Here is a 19,292-nt window from a genome sequence, read left to right on the forward strand (position 1 = left end):
GATCCGGACAACATACGTACCTTATGCGCCGCCCAGACGCGGCAGCATTCACGCAAGGAGGCCTGATATGAGTTTGTCAGCATCGATGTGGACCGGAGTCTCCGGACTGCTCGCCCACGGTGAACGAATGAATGTGCTCGGCAACAACATCGCCAACACAAACACCGTCGGTTTCAAGGCGTCGCGCATGCACTTCGCCGATTTCATCAGCCAGGACGTCGGCACCACCGGCGACTACCAGGCCCAGGTCGGACGCGGTGTCAGCGTCCACGCCATATACGGCGATTTCAGCCAGGGCGCTTTCGAAACCACCAACGAGGCCACGGACCTGGCCATCGGCGGCAAGGGCTTCTTTGGCGTCTCGCCCAAGGGCTCCGAAGACCGCTATTACACCCGCGCCGGCAACTTCCGTTTCGATAAGGACGGCTACCTGATCGATCCCAACGGCTTTGTCGTGCAGGGCTGGCAGCTTGAGTCCCAGCCCACCACGCCGGCCCAGGAGGTCACCCGCTCCTCCGACCAGATCGGCCTGGAGCAGGTCAACCGCATCGGCTCCATCGGTGATATCCGCATCGGCGCCGGCGGCGTGGCCCAGCCCCAGCACACCAACAACATCACCATGATCACCCAGCTGGACAAGGACAACGGCGGCGACAACTCCCAGTCCGTCAGCGATGCCAACCCGTTCTTCGCCCTGGCCGGGGCCTGGGACGGCACTCAGGACGAGCCGCTCTCGCCGCAGCAGTACGCCTACCAGTCCACCCTCAAGGTCTACGATGAAGGCGGCACGGCCCACGACATCACCATCTACTACGACCAGGTGAGCACCTCCAACGTGGGCGACACCAATGTCTGGGAATACATCGTGACCATGGACCCGGACGAGGACAAGCGCTTCCTGGGCGGCAACGCGGTGGAAGGCGAGGCCAAGGGCCTGCTGATGATGGGCACCCTGACCTTCAACTCCGCGAACCAGATGACCGACATGTCCGCCTACACCATCGTTTCGAACGCGGACTTTTCTGCCGGCTCCAACTCGACGCTGGACTTGAACGAGTGGTATCCTACCCAGATATCCAACAACGGGTACCCCATCTTCTCCGCAAACTTCACCGGCCTGTCCAACGCCAGCGCCGTGCTGGACAGCAGCGGCGACTTCATCAAGCCGCCCATGGAGAACGCACAAGGCAAGCTCATCGAGCTCAACCTGGGCCTGCGCACTACGCCCAACGGCGACTGGGACTACGGCAGCGACGGCAGGACCTCGGCCGCGGGCATCGGCAACACGCCGGACGTGCTCGACCGCATGCCCGGCTTCGGCACCGACGCCACCCGGAACGCCTCGGCCACCACGAGCTACGATGCCTCGTCGGCCACGCTTTTCCAATCCCAGGACGGCTATACCTTCGGATTCCTGCAGTCCATCAACGTCACCCAGGACGGCATCCTGCAGGGCCGCTACTCCAACGGCGTCACCCTGGAGCTCTTCCAGGTCGCGCTCTTCGACTTCGCCAGCCAGGTGGGTATGCGGCGCGAGGGCAACAACCTGTTCTCCGAAACGCGGGAATCGCCCCTGACGAGCTCGCAGCCGCCCAACACGGCCGGGCTCGGCACCATCTCGTCCAACTCGCTGGAGCAATCCAACGTGGACCTGGCCAGGGAGTTCGTGGACATGATCGCCACGCAGCGAGGCTTCTCGGCCAACGGCAAGGTCATCACCACCACGGACCAGATGCTTTCCGAAGTCATCATGCTCAAGCGCTAACGCTTAGCTCGACAGGCACTCTTGCAGAGCCCGCTCCGGAATGTCCGGGGCGGGTTTCTCTTGTTTGGGCCAGTCGAACGCTCAACTGCACACTTCTGCCGGGTGCCAGCTCTTGTCCATGGACCAGGCGCACGCCAAGCCCCGGAGCGCACATTTCCCGCCTTGGCCACGTGAGCCGTCAGGCCCGATGCGCGCATGCGGACAGATCTTCCCGGTGTTCTCTCACACGCAGTCGCTGCTCCCGGAGGAAGGCAGCGTGCTGCGCCAGTCAATGCGACAAGAACCGGACGCCCCTCGGCCATGTCCTGAAGACGAGGCGGCACAACCTGCCTGCCGGACGTTATCCGACATACCTGGCCATGGTTCCCGGACTGGCCGGAACCCGCGTGAACCAATCAATATCGCCGGCTCAGCGCGGCAGCCCTCTCCCTCACAAGGCACTGCGTACAGCTTCGCAGACATGAGCCCGCCGCGCTCCCATCCTTGTTGACGTTCGTGCCTGACGCGGGATGCAGATTTTGCCTCCCCCTGACCTGCCTGGGAAAAATCTCCAGCCATTACGGGCTCTTTGTCGCTCCATCCCAGCCGGGAACGCCGCAAACAAGTACTCCACGGCCAGAATGCCGGGCCTGCACGCGCTTGGCAGCGTCGAAGAACCGCCAAGAGGCACTGATTGTAGGGAAAAATATTGCCGTCAGGGTGGCTGGAAATGCCGCCCAAAAGTCTAGAAAATATTTAACAAGTTGAATTTACGTGGAAAGATTACTTTGGCATCGCCATTGCTTCATCATGGCCAAATAACAAGGAGGTTATGAACCATGTCTTTGGTCATCAATCACAACTTAATGGCTATGAACGCCTCCCGCAATCTGGGCGAGAGCTATGGAAGGCTCTCTGTCTCGACGCGGCGGCTCTCTTCCGGCCTTCGCGTTGGCACCGCAGCTGACGACGCCGCCGGTCTCGCCATCCGCGAGCTCATGCGTGCCGACATCGCTTCCCTGAACCAGGGCGTGCGCAACGCGAACGACGCCATCTCCATGATCCAGACCGCCGACGGCGCGCTCCAGGTCGTTGACGAAAAGCTCATCCGGCTCAAGGAGCTGGCCGAGCAGGCGGCTACCGGTACCTACAACTCGGACCAGCGTATCCTCATCGACTCCGAGTTCCAGGCCATGGCCTCGGAAATTACCCGTATCGCTATCGCCACGGACTTCAACGGCGTCAAGCTGCTGGACGGCACCCTCTCCGCATCCGCCGGCCAGACCCTGCTGCAGCAGCACGACGGCACGGGCCTGCAGTCCACCGGTCCCATCAAGATCCACTTCGGCACCGGCAACGACAGCGACGAAGACTACTACTTCATCAACATGGGCAATGCGACCTCGTCCGCATTGGGCATCCATGGCCGCATCAACACCCAGTCTCTCGCGCAGGCCATGCTCGTGAGCCTGAACAACGCCATCATCTCCAAGGACACCATCCGCGCCCAGCTCGGCGCCTTGCAGAACCGCCTGCAGAACACCATCACCAACCTCTCCATCCAGGCGGAAAACCTGCAGGCAGCTGAATCGCGCATCTCCGACGTGGACGTCGCCTCCGAGATGACGGAGTTCGTGCGCAACCAGATTCTCACCCAGTCCGCTGTGGCCATGCTCGCCCAGGCAAACTCCCTGCCCAGGCTCGCCATGCAGCTCATCGGCGGCGGCTAGGCCGCGAGCAGGTAGGACAAAATACGAATGCGACACACGCACGAGACCAAGGACATGCAGGCTTGGGGGCGGCACCGTCCGCCCCCGGGCCTCACCTCGGATTCTCGCGCTCCAGAAGCCTCAGCGCTATGCCTGCCGCTTCCTGTTCGGCCTTCTTCACTCCCGGCCCCTGTCCGCGGATGACGCGTCCGTCCGGCAGTGTCAGCTCCACCTCAAACTCCTTTTCGTGTTCCGGGCCACGGCTCGCCACCAGTGCGTACACGGGTCGTTCCTTGTACAGCTCCTGCGTCACTTCCTGCAGGGCGCTCTTGTAGTCCTTAGTGTACCGGCGCTCCGGACCGCCCGGCCAGAGATCCTCGTAGAGCCGGCCGACAAATACCCGCGCCGCGTCGAACCCTCCATCCAGAAATACTGCGCCGATGATCGCCTCCAGCGCGTCGGAAAGCAGCGAACCCCGCATCCGGCCACCCTGGCTCTCCTCACCCTTGCCCAGCAGCAGATAGCTGTTCAGGCCCAGCTCCAGGGCGATGTCCTTGAGCGCCGTCTTGCTCACCAGCTTGGCGCGCATCCGCGTCAGCTCTCCTTCCCGCTCGTCCGGAAAACGGCCGAAGAGCTCCTCGGTCACGCAGAGCTCCAGCACCGCGTCCCCGAGAAACTCCAGCCTTTCGTTATGCTCTATGGCCTCGCGCTCTTCGCAGGTGCCCTGCTCATTGGCGAACGACGAATGCGTAAGCGCCGTGCGAAGAAGCTTGACGTCTCGAAACGCATAGTTGATAACATTTTGTACTGTCTTGATTTGTTCTTCCATTCCATCTCCTGTGCCCGATCGAGGTAAGCTGCTCTATGGTCAGCAACAAATCACTCGCCGCACTGTTCGAGCCCGGCTCCGTGGCCGTGATCGGCGCGTCCGCGACTCCGGGCAAGATAGGCAATATCATAGTCTCCAACTTGCTGGATGCCGGGTATACGGGAAAAATCTACCCGGTCAATCCCGACCCCGGCGAGATTCTGGGCTTGCCGGTGACGCAGGACGTGGCCGATCTGCCCGAGGGGCTCGACCTCGCCGTCATCGCCATCCCGCCCGCAGCCGTGGTCGAGGTCATGAAAGACCTTGCAGCCAGGAAGGTCAAGGCCGTGGCGATCATTACCGCCGGTTTCCGCGAGGTGGGCCGCGAGGGCTACTACCTGGAGGAGGAGATCGCCAAGATCGCCCGGGACAACGACATCGCCCTGCTGGGCCCCAACTGCCTGGGCCTTATCGCCACCGACTCCGATCTCAACGCATCCTTTGCCACCGGCTATCCCGAAAGCGGGCACATCGCCTTTTTTTCCCAGTCCGGCGCGCTCTGCGTCTCCATCCTGGACTGGGCCCTGGGCAACAACATCGGCTTTTCCAAGTTCATCAGCCTGGGCAACAAGGCCGTGCTGGACGAGTCCCACATGCTGGACTACCTCGCCGAGGATGGCCAGACCAACGTCATTCTCGGCTACATTGAGGGCGTGTCCGACGGCAAGCGGTTCATGGAGTCCGCCTCGGCCATGACCATGAAGAAGCCGGTGGTGATGATCAAGTCCGGCACCACGGCCTCCGGCGCCAAGGCGGCCTCGTCCCACACCGGAGCCATCGCCGGCAGCGACCAGGCCTACGACGCCGCTTTCCGGCAGACAGGCGTGATCCGCGTACATGACGTGGCCAGCCTCTTCAACCTCGCCACCTGCTTCTCCACCCAGCCGCTGCCCAAGGGGCCGAACCTGGCCATCATCACCAACTCCGGCGGCCCCGGCATCCTGGCTGCCGACGCCACAGAAAAAAGCGGCCTGAACCTCTCCAGCCTGACGGCCAGGACGTCCAAGGCCCTGCGCGAGTTCCTGCCCGCCTACGCCTCGCTGTACAACCCCATCGACATCATCGGCGACGCCTCGGCCGAGCGCTACGCCAGGACGCTGGAGGTGGTCGCCAAGGATGAGCTGGTCCACGCCATTCTCGTGCTCCTCTCGCCCACGGCGTCCGCCCAGATAAAGGAGACGGCGCAGGCCGTCATTGAGATCGCCGAAAAGCTCGATAAGCCGGTCTTTGCCTGCTTCATGGGCGACAAGGTGGTGGGTCCGGGCAAGCGCATGCTCCAGGACGCCTCCATCCCGGTCTACTCCTTCCCGGAGCCGGCCATCGCCGGCATCGAGGCCATGTACGAGTACCACGAGCGCAGGAACCGACCGGCCCCGGCCGAGCTCTGCATCCGCCGGGACATCGAGGCCGCACGCACGGTCATTGCCGATGCGCGAGAACGCAACGCCCTGGAGATCGTGGAGTTCCAGGCCCAGGGCCTGCTCAACTCCTACGGTCTGCCAGTGCCCAAGACGGAGCTGGCCCGCACCTCGCAGCAGGCCGTGGAGGCGGCCGAGCGTATCGGCTACCCCGTGGTCCTGAAGATCGCCTCGCCCCAGATATCCCACAAGTCCGACGTGGGCGGCGTGCGCGTCAACCTGCAGGACTCCTCGGAAGTCGTCGCCGCGTTCATGGACATCACCTCCCGGGCCCAACGTCTGCGCAAGGACGCCTTCATCTCCGGCTGCCTGGTGCAGTCCATGGCGGCGTCCGGATCGCGCGAGGTCATCGTGGGGTTCAAGCGCGACGACCAGTTCGGCCCGCTCATCATCTTCGGCCTGGGCGGCGTGTACGTGGAGGTGCTCAAGGACATCTCTGCGCGACTCGCCCCCTTGACGCTGGACGACGCCAAACAGATGATCCGCGAAATCAAATCGTTTCCTGTGCTGCGCGGAGTCCGCGGCGAACAACCCGTGAACTTCGCGGCCCTGGAGGAGATCATCCTCATCATGGCGCAGCTTGCCCTGGACTTTCCGGAGATCGACGAGGCCGAGTTCAACCCCGTGCTCGTCAACCCGGATGGCGCCGTGGTGGCCGACGTGCGCGTGATTTTGGCCCCTCAGGAAAAGGCCGCGGAGAACGGGGACGCATGACGAAAAAACCCTTTTGCCTACAGAGGGTTCGCGCGGTATAGTGCGCACAGCCCTTTCCCAAGGAGGATATCACAATGGCTGGCGGCATCTACATCGGTTCCACCGCAGGGTACTCCGGCAAGAACATGGTCGTCATGGGTATCGGCCTGCGGCTGCAGAAGGAAGGCTACAACGTCGGCTACATGAAGCCCGTCGGAGCCATGCCCATGGACATCGACGGCAAGATGGGTGACGAGGACGCGCACTTTGTACAGGAAGTGCTGGGCCTCCAGGAAGATCCCACCGACGTCACGCCCGTTGTCGTAACCCAGGACTTCAAGGTCAAGGCGTTCTCGGGCCAGTGCGACGACCTCATGCCGAACATCGTGGGCTCCTACAAGAAGCTCTCCGATCAGCACGACGCCATGGTTGTGGCCGGCTCCGGCTCCATGTACTCCGGCCGCTACTGCCGCCTGGACGGCATCAACGTCGTGCGCCAGCTCGGCATCAAGTGCGTGGTCATCGACCGCCTCCAGAAAGAGCTCAACTACGACTACCTCGTTGTGCTGAAAGACACCCTGGGCGACTCCCTGGCCGGCGTGATCCTCAACGATATTCCGCCGAACTTCATGCCCGAGGTGGACGGCCTCATCAAGCCCTTCCTGGAGCACAACGACGTGAAGGTGGTGGGCGTGATCCCCAAGGACCCGCTCATGGGCGCCATCAAGGTGGGCGACCTGGCCGAGCGTCTGGGCGGCAAGATCATCTCCGCGCACAACAAGTCGGACAAGGTTGTGGAGAACTTCCTCATTGGCACCATGCAGGTGGAGAACTTCATGACCCATTTCCGCAAGAACAAGAACTCCGCGGTCATCGTGGGCGGCGACCGCTCCGACGTACAGCTCGTGGCGCTGGAGGGCAACTGCCCCTGCCTGGTGCTCACCGGCAACCTCTATCCCAACGACATCATTCTGACCCGCTCCGAGGTGCTCTCCATCCCCATCATCGTGGTCCGGGACGACACCTACACCGTGGCCAAGAAGATGGAGGCCATCCTCTCGCGGCACAAGCTCCGCGCGGTCATCAAGATCAAGCAGGGCGCGCAGCTCGTCTCCTCCTCCATCGACTTCAACTACCTCAAGGAGCAGATGGGCATCTAGTCCATTATCTTGGACGGCTCTTGTCTGTCATCTTAGACGACAAACCCCATATCGATATGCACAAGGCCCGCGCCGAAATATCCGGTTCGGGCCTTTTTCATGTTGATCGCGGCAACGTGATGCACGGACCGTCCGTGCCAGGGCTACATCGGTATCACCCGGCCACAGGCCCGGCGCACAGCCAGCAGGAGAACTCCGCGTTGGCCTTGTAGCCCACGCCCACGGCACCCTTGTGCAGATAAAGGTTGAAGGTCCAGTCCGGTTCAAACGCGCTGGTGGTGGAGGACCAGTACGCCTCCTGCGGATTTTCGAAGGGATGGCCGGCCGGCAGCGCCGGATCGTGGGCCGAGCAGTCCACCAGGGATTCGAGCTCGTTGATGTTGGGCAGCCGCCACGGCCCGGCCGGCGAATTTCCAGCCTGCGTGGCCACGTCCAGCGCCTCCTTCCAGGTGGTCAGGCGGCCGCACTCGTGGGCGTTCACCCGCCACAGCAGGCCGGTCAGCCGGTCCAGCACCGCATTTTCGTCATCCGGATGCGGCGTAAACCGTGGCCCTGGCCAGGCAACGCCCATGCCCAACGCACCGTCCTGGCCCGTGCCGTCGCACTCGATGACACGCCCCACATCATCGAAGCACTCGGATTGTCCGGTTTTGGGTAAAATATCGCTCGTCCCGGCCACGGCCCAGACCATGGAGCCCTCGTCCTTGCGGCCGTAGAACATCCGCCCGCCGGCCATGTGTACGCGCCAGGCATAGCCCGGCTCTTTGGCCGCCGTGGTGGAGGTCCAGTACCAGTTCTGGAAGACCGAGGCGAAGGGGTGATCCTCGTCCAGCACGGGCCTGCGGCGGCCGTGGTTCACCAGGCTGCGCAGCTCCCGGCGGTTGGGCAACCGCCAGTCTGCGCGACCATGGGCCGAATCGGCATTCATCTGCGCGATGTACTCCAGCGCCTCCCGCCAGGACACGGGAAATCCGCCCTGGCTGGCGTCGCGCGTCCAGTAGAGCCCGGTCAGCCGGTCGCGCACGACCTCGCCTGCCGTATCCAGCTCGAACCGCGCTCCGTCCACGCGCAATCCCAGCCCATACGCCGCGTCCTGCCCGCTGTCGTCGCAGGGGACCTCCCTGCCGCCCGTGTCGTGGCACTGCTCCAGCCCCGTGGCCAGGGGCGTCACCCATTGGAAATCCATAGCTCGTCCTTGTGAGAGTTCATCGCCGATAGCACGCGTGCTATACATTCCCGCCGTGCTTGCCAGCGCTCCACCAGCAGACTACATACTAATTGTTTGCCGCCGACATGCAACCATCCCCAGGAGATACCGTGTCGTTCACAACACGCTCGCAACGCGAATCCCTGCTGGCCTGGACCATAGTGGCGCTCGCCATCGTCCAGGTCCTTGTAATGTTCCTGCCCAACCTGGGCGTTGGCCAGACCGTGGCGGTCCGGGCCGAGGCAGTGCGCACACCGCTCACCCCGGCCGGATGGGCCTTTGCCATCTGGGCCGTCATCTATCTCTGGTCCTTCCTCTACGCCGTGTACCAGCTTCTGCCCGGCCAGCGGTACGACGCCATCCTTGCGGTCATCCGCCTGCCCTCGGCCATCGTCTTCGCGCTCAACGCGCTGTGGGTTGTGGCGGCGCAACTTACAGGGCTCTCCTTCGTCACCGTGCTCATCGCCGCGGCCGAGCTCCTTCTGCTGATCGTTGTGCTCTTCAACATCCAGCCGGACGCCTTTGTGCTCACCAAACGCCGACGGGCCTTCATCCACTGGCCCTTCCTGCTCTTCACCGGCTGGATCTCCCTGGCGCTCTTCGCCAACATTTCCTCGTTCCTCGCATTCATCAACATACGCCTCTTCGGCCTGGGCGAGACAGGCGCGGCCGCCGTGCTGCTCCTGTGCGCGTGCACACTGTGCATAGGCGTGCAGCGCCAACTGCGCGGCGCCATTCTGTATGCGCTCCCTGTGGTCTGGGGATGCGTGGCCATAGCCGCCGCCAATGTGCAGCATGGCCCGCACTACTGGATGGCCGCCCTGGCTGTGCTGGCGGCCGCGGGTGTGGCGTGGTTCACGTACTGGACGCGCGCCAGATCGACGCGGCTACGCAACAGCCCCTGGCGCGGCTGACGCCGTGAAGTGCGGATAGACGCCGTCCGGAATATGGCGGCGGGATGAGGCAGGAGTGCAACGGGATCAACCCTGCTGAAGAGGGCAGCCCTACTGCTGGCGACGAGAGATCGACCGGCTTGGAGACGCCGGCAGGCCCCCAAGCTTGAGCCGTGGGACCCCGGGGCGGGAGTTGCCCGCCCCGGGTCCACGTGGAGTGGGGGTGGAGAAGCCGCATCACCGCACCGGATCATTCCGGGCGGCGGTACGGCAACGCTCGTTGTCCTAGTCCGCCTGCTTGCGGATAAAGGACGGAATTTCGAACTCGTCTTCGTCGAAGATGAAGTCATCCTCGCCGGGCGCGTGGTTGTTCACAGCCTGCTGCATGTGCTCATCCTGGCCCTTCTTATAGCGGAGGTAGCTGGGGATGTTCCAATCATCTTCCTGGTTGCGACGGGTCTGGCGCTGACCGCCGCCCACACGGGCCTGGCCGGTCTTGGGCTGTTCGGCGCGGGAGCGGCCAGGCAGCTTGGTGACGTTGCCGCCATTGCCGCCACCACCGCCGCCGCGCAGGGATGCGGCGGACTGGCCCTGCTGGATGGAGAAGCCGCGGTCCGTGCCGTCGCACTCCATCTCCAGCTCGATGCCCGTGGCGATGACGGTGATGCGCATCTCGTCGCTGGTGTCCTGATCGAAAACCGTACCGAAGTAGATCTTGGCGTCCTCGTGTGCGGCCTCGGAGATGGTGGAGGCGGCCTCGCTCACCTCGTCGATGGTCAGGTCCGGTCCGCAGGTGATGTTCATGAGCACGCCGCGGGCGCCCTCAATGGAGACATCCTCCAGCAACGGGCTGGTGATGGCCTTCATGGCGGCCTCACGCGCGCGGGACTCGCCGCGGGAGATGCCCGTGCCCATCATGGCCAAGCCCATCTCGCTCATCACGGCCTTCACGTCGGCAAAGTCCAGGTTGATGAGGCCGGGCACCATGATCAGGTCGGAGATGCCCTTCACCGCGTAGTAGAGGACCTCGTCCGCCTTTTTGAGCATCTCGATGAAGGTGGCCTTTTTGGAAGCCAGGGCAAGGAGACGGTCGTTGGGGATGGTGATCAGGCTGTCCACGTACTCCTTGAACTCCAGGATGCCCTTGTCCGCCTGCTCCCGGCGCTTCTTGCCCTCGAAGTAGAACGGCTTGGTGACAACGCCCACGGTGAGCGCGCCGCACTCCTTGGCCACCTGGGCGATGACCGGGGCAGCGCCAGTACCGGTGCCGCCGCCCATGCCGCAGGTCACAAAGACCATGTCGCAATCGCCCACCACTTCCTTCACCTGGTCGATGGACTCGATGGTGGCTTCCTTGCCGATGTCCGGGTTGGCGCCGGCGCCCAGGCCCTTGGTCAGCTTTTCGCCGAGCTGGATCTTGAACTCCGCGCGGCTGCGGTTGAGCGCCTGGATGTCCGTGTTCGCCGCAACGAAACGCACGCCCTTGAGCGCCGAGTTGATCATGTTGTTCACGGCGTTTCCACCACCGCCGCCAACGCCGATGACCTTGATCTTCGCCATCTGATCGCCGTCGATTTCCATGAATTCCATAACGCGTCTCCTTTCCCACTCCTTAGATGTTGCTCCTATGGGACCCCCGCCCCTAGGAGATGTCGGAAAACCATTTGCGCATCCGCGAGAGGATGCGATTGAACACGTTGGCGTCTCGGATCCGGAACTTGTGCTCCATCCCTTCCTTTTCCGCGCCGTACATCAGAAGCCCCACGGCCGTGGCGTACATCGGGCTGTTCACCACGTCCTTGAGACCGCCCACTCCGCTGGGGAAACCAACCCGCGTGGGCATGTTGAAAATCTGTTCGCCCAGCTCCTGCATGCCCTCGATGAGCGAGGTGCCGCCGGTGAGCACCACACCCGCGCCGATCTGGTTCTTGAAGCCGGAGCGTACGAGCTCCTGGTCCACCAGGGAGAGCATCTCCTCCACCCTGGGCTCGCAGATCTCGGCAAGCACCTGGCGGGAGAGGCGGCGGGCGTCCCGCCCGCCCACGCTGGGCACCTCTATGGTGTCCGAGCTCTTGACCAGCTCTGCCAAAGCGCAGCCGTACTTGATCTTGATCTTCTCGGCCGCGACCATGGGCGTGCGCAGGCCGAAGGCGATATCGTTGGTCAGGTTGGCGCCGCCCAGGGCCAGAACCCCTGTGTGCTTGATGGAGTCGTCGGCGAACACGGCGATGTCCGTGGTTCCGCCGCCCAGGTCCACCAGGGCCACGCCGATCTCGCGCTCTTCTTCCGTGAGCACGGCCTTGGACGAGGCCAGGGACTCCAGTACGATATCGGCCACGTCCAGGCCGGAGCGGTGGCAGCTGCGCACGATGTTCTGCGCCGAGGTGACGGCTCCGGTGACGATGTGCACCTTCACCTCCAGCCGCACGCCGGCCATGCCCTGGGGATCGGCAATGCCCCGCTGGTCGTCCACGATGTACTCCTGCGGCAGGATGTGGATGACCTCGCGATCCAGGGGAATGGCCACGGCCTTGGCCGCGTCGATGGCGCGTTCCACATCTTTGGGGCCGACCTCGCCGCCCTTCACCGCGATGACGCCGTGGCTGTTGAAGCCCTTGATATGGCTGCCAGCGATGCCCGCGTACACGCTGCGGATCTCGCAGCCGGCCATGAGCTCCGCCTCTTCCAGGGCTTTCTTGATGGATTGGACCGTCTGCTCGATGTTGACGACCACGCCCTTGCGCAAGCCAGTGGATGGGCTCGTGCCGATACCGACGATATCGACGCCTTCCTCGGTGGGCTCGCCCACCACAGCGCAGATTTTCGTGGTCCCTATGTCCAGTCCGACGATGAGTTCGCCTTTGGCCATTGAAATCTCCTTGCCTTCGCCTTGAAAAGCCGCCCTACCCGGCGGCGCTGCCGTGTGTTTGCACCCAGACGCGCCGGCCGTGTGCGCGCAACGCCTTGACTCTATTCAGCTCTCCGCGCCTGACCAGGTCCTGGTAGACCAGGGAGAGCCGCTGCACGTTGCCGTCGAGGTCGTCCGTTCCCAAACCCATGGTGAGCCCCGCGTCGTCGAAGCGCAGCTCGATCTCGCCTGCCTGGCTTGCACGTATCCAACTCGCATGCTGCACCGTAAACGGCAGTCCCGCGTCCGCCAGCAGGGACGTCAGCTCCGGCAGCCGCGAGAACACCGCGCCGTCATGCATGTCTGCCTGCTCTTCGAGCAACGGCATGGACGTGAACTGGTTCGCCGTGACCGGCGCGATGGTCCGGCCCTGGGCGTCGGCGTAGTAGAGCTCCTCGTTCTTGCGGCGCCAGTAGCGCGGCGTGCGCTCGAAAATCGTGATCCGGAACGTGGACGGCAACACCCGCTTGACCATGGCGCGCTCCACCCAGGGATTGGCCAGGAGCCCGGACTCCACGTCGCGCATGTTCAGCTCCAGCGTGTTCTGCCCCAGGGCCACGCCGGCCGCCGAGAGCACCTCCACGTTGGCCAGTCGCTTGTTCCCGCTCACCTCCAGCTTCTTGAGCGCGAAGTACTCGTGATGGGTCAGGTATCGGTAACCGATCAGCAGGCCGCAGCTCACGACCAGGAAGAAGACCACGGCCAGAACCACCGAGCCGCCGATGGTCATGGTCTTGAGGAACGCGGGCAAGAGCCCGCGGCCCCCGGCGGCAATCGCCTTGACGGCGGCGCCGGCGCGGTCCTTGCGCACGCTGTAGCGGTTGCCCGCCTTCTTGCGGCGGACCATCCCGCCCTGTTTTGCTAGCTGCACGGCCAAACCCTGACCTCCTTCACGAGCGTGTAACCGCTCCGCTCCGCCACGGCTTCTTCAGCCATGGCCAGAAGCTCGAACGCCTCGGTAGACGTTCCTTTTCCATAATTCACCAGAAAGTTCGCATGCTTCTCCGAGAAACCGACTCCGCCCAGCGTCTTGCCGCGGAAACCGGCCTCGTCCAGCAGCCACCCGGCGGCCACGCCCAGAGCCGGGTTCTTGTACACGCAGCCCGCGCTCCAGGCGGACAGAGGCTGCGCCGCCTTCTTCTTGGCAATGGCCTCGTCGGCCGCCGCCTTGGTCGCCTCGGCCCCCGTCTTGGGCAGCCGGAGCCGCGCCGCGGTAACGACCATCCACGAGACCGGCCTGGTCAGCGTGAACGCCCGGTACGCCGTGGCAAAACCGTCGCGGTCCAGCCACTCCAGTCCGCGCTCCGGCGAAAAAATCTGCACGGCTTCGAGAACGGTGCCAATCTCGCAGCCAAAGGCCCCGGCGTTCATGGCCACGGCCCCGCCCACGGAGCCGGGCACGCCGAGCAGCCCTTCCAGACCCGAGAGCCCTGCCGCCACCAGCTTGCGCACCAGGGCCGGCAGGGAGAGCGAGGCGGACACATGGACCACGGCGGTGTCCTTGGCCTCGTGCTCCATGGTCATTGCCGGCTCGGCCTCGTCGAACTGCACCAGCGTGGCGGCAATTGCGCCGTCCTTGGCCAGGATGTTGGAGCCGCGGCCCAGCACATGGATCGTTCCGCCGAGCTTTTCCAGCGTCTCGGGCAGCGCATCCAGATCACCGCTCCCGGAGGCGCGCACCAACGCGACCGCATTGCCGCCGAGGCGCAACGTGGTCAGCTCTGCGAGCGAGGGAGATTCGATGATCGTCAGGGCCATATTCCTTATCCTTCCAGATACTTCATGCCGATTTGCCAGACGTTGCCGGCGCCCATGGTCAGCAACAGGTCCCCTTCCTTGAGCATGGTGGGGAGTGCCAGGTTCACGTCGTCAAACTTGGGGAAGAAGCTCACGTGCGTCTGGGATATCTGGCTGATGCCCTGGGCCAGGCTCATGCCGCTCACGCCGGGGATGGGCTTCTCCGACGCCGGATAGATTTCGGTCAGCAGCAGCTCGTCCACATTGTCGAAGGCCTGGCAGAACTCGCCGAACAGGGCCTGCGTGCGGGAGAAGCGGTGCGGCTGGAACACGAGCACGAGTCGCTTGTCCGGGTAGGAAAGCCGCGCCGTCTCGATGGTCGCGCGAATCTCTGCCGGGTGGTGGCCGTAGTCGTCAACCACGAGTACGCCGCCCTTCTCGCCCTTGTGCTCGAACCGCCGGCCCACGCCGCCGAAACGGGCGAGGCCAGCCAGCACCTTGTCCGCCGGGATGTCGGATTCGAGTCCCACGCCGATGGCGGCCAGCGCGTTGAGCACGTTGTGCCGGCCCGGCTGGCGCAGCGAGACGCGGCCCAGCTCCCGGTCTTTGTAGATCACGGTGAAGCTGCTGGTGGGTCCGTACTCCACATCCACGGCGCGCAGGTCGTTCTCCGGCTTCAGGCCATAGGTGAGTACGGGCCGGCGCACGCGGGGGATGAGCCGCTGCACGCCGGGGTCGTCGCCGCAGACCACATTCATGCCGTAGAAAGGCACGCCGTTCATGAACTGCACAAAGGCGTCGTCAATGGCGTCGAGGTCCTCGTAGAAGTCCAGATGGTCGGCATCCACGTTGGTAACCACGGTGATGATGGGCAGCAGGCAGAGGAAGCTGCCGTCGGACTCGTCGGCCTCGGCCAGCATGAGTTCGCCCTCGCCCAGGCGCGCGTTGGAGCCGTAGGCGTTGAGGCGGCCGCCGATGATCACGGTGGGGTCGAGCCCGGCCTCGTCCAGAATCTCGGCCAGCAGCGAGGTGGTCGTGGTCTTGCCGTGGGTTCCGGCCACAGCGATTCCCGTGCGCAGGCGCATGAGCTCGGCCAGCATCTCGGCGCGGGGAATGACCGGGATGCCGAGCTGGTTGGCCGCCATGACCTCGGGGTTGTCGTCCTTGATGGCCGTGGAGCGCACCACAACCTGGGCGTCACCGAGGTTGCCGGCGTCGTGCCCCTGGTGGATCGTCGCGCCGAGCGCCTTGAGGTGGTCGACCATGGGACCGGCGGACATGTCCGAGCCGGTGACCGTGTAGTCCAGGTTGAGCAGCACCTCGGCGATGCCGCTCATGCCGGAACCGCCGATGCCTATCATGTGTACTTTGGTGACTTTGGTACGAAACATTGTTCCACCCTATGCGGCCAGCGCCTCGATGCGCTGCGCCATTATCGCGGCGGCCTGGGGCATGGCTTGGCTTTTTGCCGCCTTGGCCATGGCCGCGAGCCGGTCGCGGTCGCTTGTCAGTTCAATAACCATCTTCGCCAGCCGTTCGCCGCTGAAGTCCTGCTGCAGGACCAGCTCGGCCGCGCCAGCCTTGGCCAGGTACTCGGCGTTGACGCGCTGATGGTCGTGGGTTGCATACGGAAACGGCACCAGCACGGCCGGCGTGCCGGAGGCCGCGAGCTCGAACACGGTGGAGGCGCCGCTGCGGCACACGGCGAGGTCTGCCCAGGCGTATGTGCCGGCCATGTCCTCGATGAACGCCCGCGGGCTGTTCACATCCGCGCCGCTGCTCTTCAAACCTTCGTATCCCTGCCGGACGCGCTCGAAATCGCGCGGTCCGGTCTGGTGGACGATTTCGATGCCGGCCTCCAGCAACACAGGCAGGGCTTCGAGCATGGCGTCGTTGAGCGCTTTGGCCCCCTGGCTGCCACCCAGCACAAGAAGGCGGCGCTTCTCGCCCGCAGGCTTCGCGGGTGCGTTCGCCAGGGCGCGGATGTCCTGGCGCACCGGGTTGCCCACCAGTTCGGTCTTCTCCGCCTGGAAGCGCTTGTGCGTGTCCGGGAAGGAGAGGAAGATCGTACGTACGATCCGGCCCAGGAGCCTGTTGGCCACGCCGGGCACGCTGTTCTGCTCGTGCAGGGCCGTGGGCCGGTGCAGCAGAAAGGCAGCGGCCACAGCGGCAAAGGAGGCGTAGCCGCCGAAGCCCACCACTGCATCGGGCCGGTAGCGCAGCACCAGCGGGATGGCCAGAGCCAGCCCGGCGATGAGCGATGCGATCCCGGAGACGGAGCGCAAACCGCGCCCCAGCACGCCGGCCGAGGGCAGCGCCTTGAACTCCAGGCCGCGACTCCGCGCCAGGTCGCCCTCGGGACCGCGCTTCGTGCCCACAAAGAGCACGCGGCAGCCGGGGTTGTGCGCGGTGATCTCTTCGGCCACTGCCAGGGCCGGGAAGATGTGGCCGCCGGTGCCGCCGGTGGTCAGGATGACGCGCGACAGGCTCATGCCGCACCTCCCACCGCCGCCCGCCGCACCACGGGGTCCGTCTCCCTGGAAAGATTGAGCAGGATGCCCGCGCAGACAAAGGATGCCAGCAGGCTGGAGCCGCCGTAGCTCACGAACGGCATGGGCACACCCTTGGGCGGCGCCACGCCCAGCACCACGGCCATGTTCAGGATCGCGCCCAGGCCCAGGATCAGCGTCATGCCGTACGCCACCAGACGGCGGTGCAGATCCTCCTGCTTCACGGCCACGTTGAACCCCCGCCAGAGCAGGATGGCCACGAGGAAGAAGAGCAGGCTGAGGCCGGCGAATCCGAGCTCCTCGCCAATCACCGCCACGATGAAGTCGTTGTGCGCCTCGGGCAGGAAGAAGAGCTTCTGCTTGCCCGCGCCCAGGCCCACGCCCCAGAACCCGCCGGCGCCAAAGGAGTACAGCGACTGCACCAGCTGGTAGCCCGTGTCCATGGCGTCCTTGAAGGGATCGAGGAAAGCCAGCAGTCGGCGCGAACGGTACGGTGAGTTGACGATAAGCAGGAATGCGCCGCCGGCAGCCATGGATACGGACATGAAAAGATAGACGAGCCGGGTGCCGCCGGCCAGGCACATCAGGAACAGGAGCATGGCGAGCATGGCCGCGCCGCCGAAGTCCGGCTGCATGAGCAGCAGGACGCCGAACAGGCCGGTGACCGCGAACGGCGGCACCACGCCCACGCTGAAGGTGCGCACCAGGTCCTTCTTGTGGCTCAGGAACCAGGCAAGGTAGAGCACCAGCGCGATTTTGGCGAACTCCATGGGTTGGATGCGCGTGATGCCCAGGGATATCCAGCGCCGCGCGCCGTTGACCTCCACCCCCAGGGGCGTGAACAGCGCAGTGAGCAACAGTGCGCAGGCAATGCCCAGCAGGAAGTAGTGCGTCTTGAGGAATATCTGCTGCGGAGCCAGAGCCAGGAAAACCATGAGACCGGCGCCAACCACGCAGCATGCGAGCTGGCGCACAAAGAAGTAGTAGACCCCGCCGAAGTACTTCTCGGCCATGATGCCGCTGGCCGAAAGAACCATGACCAGTCCAAAGACGGCCATAAGCACGGTGGCGAGGAGCAGCCAGAAGTCGAACCCGGCTAGGATCTCGCGGAATTCCTGTCTCGTGGGCGCACGCATCGTCTACGCCTCCTCCGCCAGGCGGCGGAACTCGTTGCCGCGTTCCGCGTAGCTCTTGTACTGGTCAAAGCTGGCAGTGGCCGGCGAGAGCAGAATCGCCTCGCCCTCCTCGGCCTCGGCCATGTGCCTGGCGAACGCCTTGGTCATGGTCTCTTCCCAGAACACGGGAACCGCACCGGTCCAGGCCTTTTCGAAGACCTCGCGCGCCCCGCCGAACAGCCCAACACTGCGGACCTTTTCCGCAAGCAGCGGCCGCAACGCTTCCAGGTCCCCGCCTTTGTACTTGCCGCCGGCCAGCAGCCGCACCGGGCGGTCCATGGCCTTGAGCGCCGCCACCAGGGAGTCCACGGTGGTCGCCTTGGAGTCGTCGATAAAGATGATGCCCCGCTTGTTGGCCACGATCTGCAACCGATGCGGCGGCGGTTCGAAGTCGTACGCCGCGGCACGGGCGTCCTCTTCGGATACGCCCATCTCGCGCACGGCCTTCCACGCCGCCTCCAGGTTCTGGCGGTTGTGCGCGCCCAGCAGGTGCGGGGTACTGAAATCGATTTCAGTCGTCAGCCACTCCACCCGGGCAGCCACCCCGCCGCGCTTCTCGATCTCGCCGCGCAGGGTCTGATCGATGAGCGCCACGTCCTCGCCGGTCTGGTTCTCGAACAGCTTGAGCTTGGCCTCCAGGTACTCCTCCAGAGAGGCGTGGTAGTCCAGGTGGTCCGGCGAGAAGTTGAGCAGCACGCCTACACGCGGCCGGAAGGTCTCGCAGTGCTGGAGCTGGAAGCTGGAGACCTCGAGCACGATCACGTCGGCGCGGTCTTCGGTCAGCAGGTACTCGGACAGGGGCGTGCCGATGTTGCCACCCAAAAAAACCTTCTTGCCGGCGCGGCGGAGCATGAAATCGGTCAGGCTGGCCGTTGTGGTCTTGCCGTTGGTGCCGGTGATGGCGATGGCCGGCTCCTGCACCTGACGGGAGGCGAGCTCCAGCTCGGAGATCACGGGCAGGTCGGCCGGCAGAAACGGCTCGATGTCGCGCACACGCGCGCCGGGGCTGACCACCAGGAGGTCCAGCCCGGCGAACTGCGCCGGCTCGTGCTCGCCGCTCACCAGCTCGAAGAGGCCACCCTCTTTTGTGCCGTCGTAGACCGAGGCGAGCCGTGCGGCGTCTTTGTCCACCACGCGCACCGCGGCGCCCATGGCATGCAGCACGCGGGCCGCAGCCTGGCCGGAACGGCCGCTGCCCAGCACGCCGGCGCGGCGGCCTGCCAGGGGGGTGGATGTTATCTTGGTTCCTTGCATTTTCTTATAAACCTGT

Annotated in this window: 15 protein-coding genes; 5 read left to right on the forward strand and 10 right to left on the reverse strand. The window is 64.6% G+C overall.

Translation table 11 applies throughout. The features are described from left to right. The first annotated feature begins 67 nt into the window (after positions 1 to 67). Together E8L03_RS07890 and E8L03_RS07895 are read left to right on the forward strand one after the other, a co-directional pair. Positions 68 to 1,765 (forward strand): flagellar hook protein FlgE, encoded by a 1,698-nt coding sequence (locus E8L03_RS07890; RefSeq protein WP_144233778.1) that lies wholly within the window; start codon positions 68 to 70, stop codon positions 1,763 to 1,765. 818 nt (positions 1,766 to 2,583) lie between these two features. Next, entirely contained in the window at positions 2,584 to 3,474 is an 891-nt protein-coding gene (locus E8L03_RS07895; protein WP_144233777.1) for a flagellin N-terminal helical domain-containing protein, read from the forward strand. A gap of 91 nt (positions 3,475 to 3,565) precedes the next feature. Here the strand turns inward: E8L03_RS07895 and rnc are convergent, their stop codons facing one another. Further along, positions 3,566 to 4,282 (reverse strand): ribonuclease III, encoded by a 717-nt coding sequence (gene rnc / locus E8L03_RS07900; RefSeq protein WP_171267024.1) that lies wholly within the window; start codon positions 4,280 to 4,282, stop codon positions 3,566 to 3,568. Between the two features lie 35 nt (positions 4,283 to 4,317). Between rnc and acs the strand changes: the two genes are divergently transcribed. Beyond that, positions 4,318 to 6,453 (forward strand): acetate--CoA ligase alpha subunit, encoded by a 2,136-nt coding sequence (acs, locus tag E8L03_RS07905; RefSeq protein ID WP_171267025.1) that lies wholly within the window; start codon positions 4,318 to 4,320, stop codon positions 6,451 to 6,453. Positions 6,454 to 6,527: 74 nt separating this feature from the next. Next, positions 6,528 to 7,592 carry a phosphotransacetylase family protein gene (locus tag E8L03_RS07910; RefSeq protein ID WP_144233774.1) on the forward strand — a complete coding sequence of 355 codons (1,065 nt, stop codon included), beginning with the start codon at positions 6,528 to 6,530 and terminating at the stop codon, positions 7,590 to 7,592. Positions 7,593 to 7,746: 154 nt separating this feature from the next. Here the strand turns inward: E8L03_RS07910 and E8L03_RS07915 are convergent, their stop codons facing one another. Further along, positions 7,747 to 8,778 (reverse strand): Lcl C-terminal domain-containing protein, encoded by a 1,032-nt coding sequence (locus E8L03_RS07915; RefSeq protein WP_171267026.1) that lies wholly within the window; start codon positions 8,776 to 8,778, stop codon positions 7,747 to 7,749. A 131-nt stretch (positions 8,779 to 8,909) separates the two neighbouring features. On the opposite strand from E8L03_RS07915, the gene E8L03_RS07920 reads away from it, so the two are divergent. After that, on the forward strand, positions 8,910 to 9,713 hold the full coding sequence (locus tag E8L03_RS07920; protein ID WP_171267027.1) for a hypothetical protein: 804 nt from the start codon (positions 8,910 to 8,912) through the stop codon (positions 9,711 to 9,713). 264 nt (positions 9,714 to 9,977) lie between these two features. Here E8L03_RS07920 and ftsZ read toward each other — a convergent pair whose 3' ends face one another. From ftsZ to murD, 8 genes are read right to left on the reverse strand one after another with little or no spacing between them, the layout of a single operon-like run. Continuing rightward, positions 9,978 to 11,282: a cell division protein FtsZ gene (gene ftsZ, locus E8L03_RS07925; protein ID WP_144233771.1), complete on the reverse strand. Its 1,305-nt coding sequence runs from the start codon at positions 11,280 to 11,282 to the stop codon at positions 9,978 to 9,980. 52 nt (positions 11,283 to 11,334) lie between these two features. Continuing rightward, positions 11,335 to 12,561 carry a cell division protein FtsA gene (gene ftsA / locus E8L03_RS07930; RefSeq protein ID WP_144233770.1) on the reverse strand — a complete coding sequence of 409 codons (1,227 nt, stop codon included), beginning with the start codon at positions 12,559 to 12,561 and terminating at the stop codon, positions 11,335 to 11,337. A gap of 34 nt (positions 12,562 to 12,595) precedes the next feature. Continuing rightward, on the reverse strand, positions 12,596 to 13,471 hold the full coding sequence (locus tag E8L03_RS07935) for a cell division protein FtsQ/DivIB (protein ID WP_144233769.1): 876 nt from the start codon (positions 13,469 to 13,471) through the stop codon (positions 12,596 to 12,598). Next, on the reverse strand, positions 13,462 to 14,358 hold the full coding sequence (gene murB, locus E8L03_RS07940) for a UDP-N-acetylmuramate dehydrogenase (RefSeq protein ID WP_171267028.1): 897 nt from the start codon (positions 14,356 to 14,358) through the stop codon (positions 13,462 to 13,464). The genes E8L03_RS07935 and murB overlap by 10 nt, the downstream gene beginning before the upstream one ends. 5 nt (positions 14,359 to 14,363) lie before the next feature. Further along, positions 14,364 to 15,728, reverse strand: a complete 1,365-nt coding sequence (gene murC / locus E8L03_RS07945; protein ID WP_171267029.1) for a UDP-N-acetylmuramate--L-alanine ligase — start codon at positions 15,726 to 15,728, stop codon at positions 14,364 to 14,366. A gap of 9 nt (positions 15,729 to 15,737) precedes the next feature. Continuing rightward, on the reverse strand, positions 15,738 to 16,823 hold the full coding sequence (murG, locus tag E8L03_RS07950; RefSeq protein WP_171268452.1) for an undecaprenyldiphospho-muramoylpentapeptide beta-N-acetylglucosaminyltransferase: 1,086 nt from the start codon (positions 16,821 to 16,823) through the stop codon (positions 15,738 to 15,740). A 2-nt stretch (positions 16,824 to 16,825) separates the two neighbouring features. Continuing rightward, a complete protein-coding gene (gene ftsW, locus E8L03_RS07955) occupies positions 16,826 to 17,983 on the reverse strand; it encodes a putative lipid II flippase FtsW (RefSeq protein WP_171267030.1) in 1,158 nt (385 codons plus the stop codon). Between the two features lie 3 nt (positions 17,984 to 17,986). Then, positions 17,987 to 19,276, reverse strand: a complete 1,290-nt coding sequence (gene murD / locus E8L03_RS07960) for a UDP-N-acetylmuramoyl-L-alanine--D-glutamate ligase (RefSeq protein ID WP_171267031.1) — start codon at positions 19,274 to 19,276, stop codon at positions 17,987 to 17,989. Positions 19,277 to 19,292 lie beyond the last annotated feature (16 nt).

The organism is Oceanidesulfovibrio marinus (assembly GCF_013085545.1).
Taxonomy (GTDB): domain Bacteria; phylum Desulfobacterota; class Desulfovibrionia; order Desulfovibrionales; family Desulfovibrionaceae; genus Oceanidesulfovibrio; species Oceanidesulfovibrio marinus.